1 protein-coding gene is annotated in these 2,147 nt (G+C 25.3%); it reads left to right on the top strand.

What is annotated here, in order from left to right; genetic code table 11:
• Positions 1-1,188 precede the first annotated feature (1,188 nt).
• On the top strand, positions 1,189-1,461 hold the full coding sequence (locus tag DMG62_24590) for a hypothetical protein (protein ID PYY19443.1): 273 nt from the start codon (positions 1,189-1,191) through the stop codon (positions 1,459-1,461).
• Positions 1,462-2,147 lie beyond the last annotated feature (686 nt).

Below are 2,147 nucleotides of genomic sequence, written 5' to 3' on the forward strand. Positions count from 1 at the left end.
TAAAATAAATAATTGATAATTATTAGTCGACAAATATAAACAATGCCGTATTTTTTGAAGAAAAATACAAGTATTATACTATTATGATATTTTTATATAAATACATTTGTCGTCACGTACTGTAAATTCATTAATTTCAAAAGTAAGAAAAACATTTAAAAAAATAAAATGTTATGTGAAGTATGTGAAGTACATTCTAATTCGTTAGCAAAATTACCATATGATAAATATAAATGTATAAAACCTCGATGTAATGAAAAAGGATCACATTTTCACGATGTGTGTATTAAATGTTGCGATAAAAATAATAGTAATCAGATTAAGAAGAGTATGTCCAAACTCGAATCAAACAAAATAATCAAGCATTTAAATCAAACCAAATCTTCCTTAATAAAATGTCAGATGAACCAGAATCATTTGATGAAAATTCTTCTAATCTATTAGCACGAAGAATCAAAAGAAATAACAATCTAAAAAAAATTAAGGAACGTTCTCAACGACTTAATTCTTCAAAATAATTTACAGCATATACCAAAGGATAATGTGTAACAGTTTATAACAATATATAATAATGATAAATGAATGGTAAACAATTATTTACTTTTAAATCTTAAAATTATAAATAACATACAATGTTATAGTTTTTATTGATATTTTCAGTTGTATTTATTTTGATTATTTTAACGAAAATAAATTGTCAAATTATCAAATTTAAAATTATTGCCTCTAATACTATATTTTTCGAGTAGTAATTATTTGTTTATCTATAAACTCATCTTCGACTTTGTTTCTAACAGACTTTCCTTGCCTGCTTTGCATGTATTTATTAAAAAATTATTATTAAGAATGCTGTAAAACTAAATTTATAAATAGTCAAACTCATGCTCTTACTACATGCATCGTAGCATAAGCCTATCTAGTTTCTATGCTCACACATCTATTCATAATAATTGTAATTTTGTTGATATATTAGAAGTAACTAAAATTTGTTAACGTACTTTACAAATATTTCTTAATCAAAAATCTATAAACGAATAAACTCCCTTTACTGATAAAAAAAATATATATATTAAAAAGATTGAACATACTGTAGTACTTTGAAGAGAACAATATGCTAAATTAAAGGATAATACACTTTTTGTTCGATGTTTTGGACTTTCTCAAAATCCAAAAACAAAAAGTTATATCATGGTAATGGAATACATTCCTCATGGTTCTCTTGACAAATATGATATAATTAATATAACATGGAAGGATAGAGTAAAAGCATTATTAGATATTAGCAATGGACTTGAACAACTGCATGAATGTAATTTAACTCATCAAGATTTTCATCCAGGAAATCTTTTATTTAGCATTCAAAAGAATTTACTTATTACAGATCTTGGTTTATGTGGATCATCAGTAGATAAAAAGTCTGATGTGATTTATGGAGTTTTACCTTACATGGCTCCTGAATGATCATCCTGACAAAAGTTAAAAAATGGAATTTGATGATCGTAAACAGTAATTAAATTACTGGTTCCATTTGGATGAAGGATTTTATATGTTAAATTTGGTACATTACAAGTGATGTTTAACCTTTCGAATAAACGAAATACTATACTATTATCTGAATATGGTATCATTTGTTGTGGCATTAAATTTTTATCATAAAATGTTATGATACCGCCACATAATGAAATAAACAAAGATACGATTAAGATTGAAAATAATTTTTCATTTTTCATGATGAAGGATTTGTTTTGAAAATTAAAATTTCAAATGATGTTAATTTATCTCGATGAGCATGAAATGAGGTACGACTACGTTGCTTATGACGATTAAAAAGTCTTGGATAAAAATTATTATATAAGATCAATTATTGATCTTAGGAAATGATAATTTGTTAAAAAAAAAGAATAAAGAATAGCAAAAGTCAACTGTTTAAATACGAAAAAACGAATGATAAATTTTAATCGATGATTTTGATTTTCCAGAATCAGTTTCACAATGTTGATTATACAACAACGGGTAATGTCATTAAGCCACAACTGATGATCTTATCGCTGCTGTACATGTCACATTGTCACATGTAATATCAGAAGTAATAACAAATAAGCCATTAACCGTTACATAAATGCAATATTGCTGTCCAGAGGCCTTTT

Source organism: Acidobacteriota bacterium (genome assembly GCA_003225175.1).
Classification (GTDB): Bacteria; Acidobacteriota; Terriglobia; order Terriglobales; family Acidobacteriaceae; genus Gp1-AA112.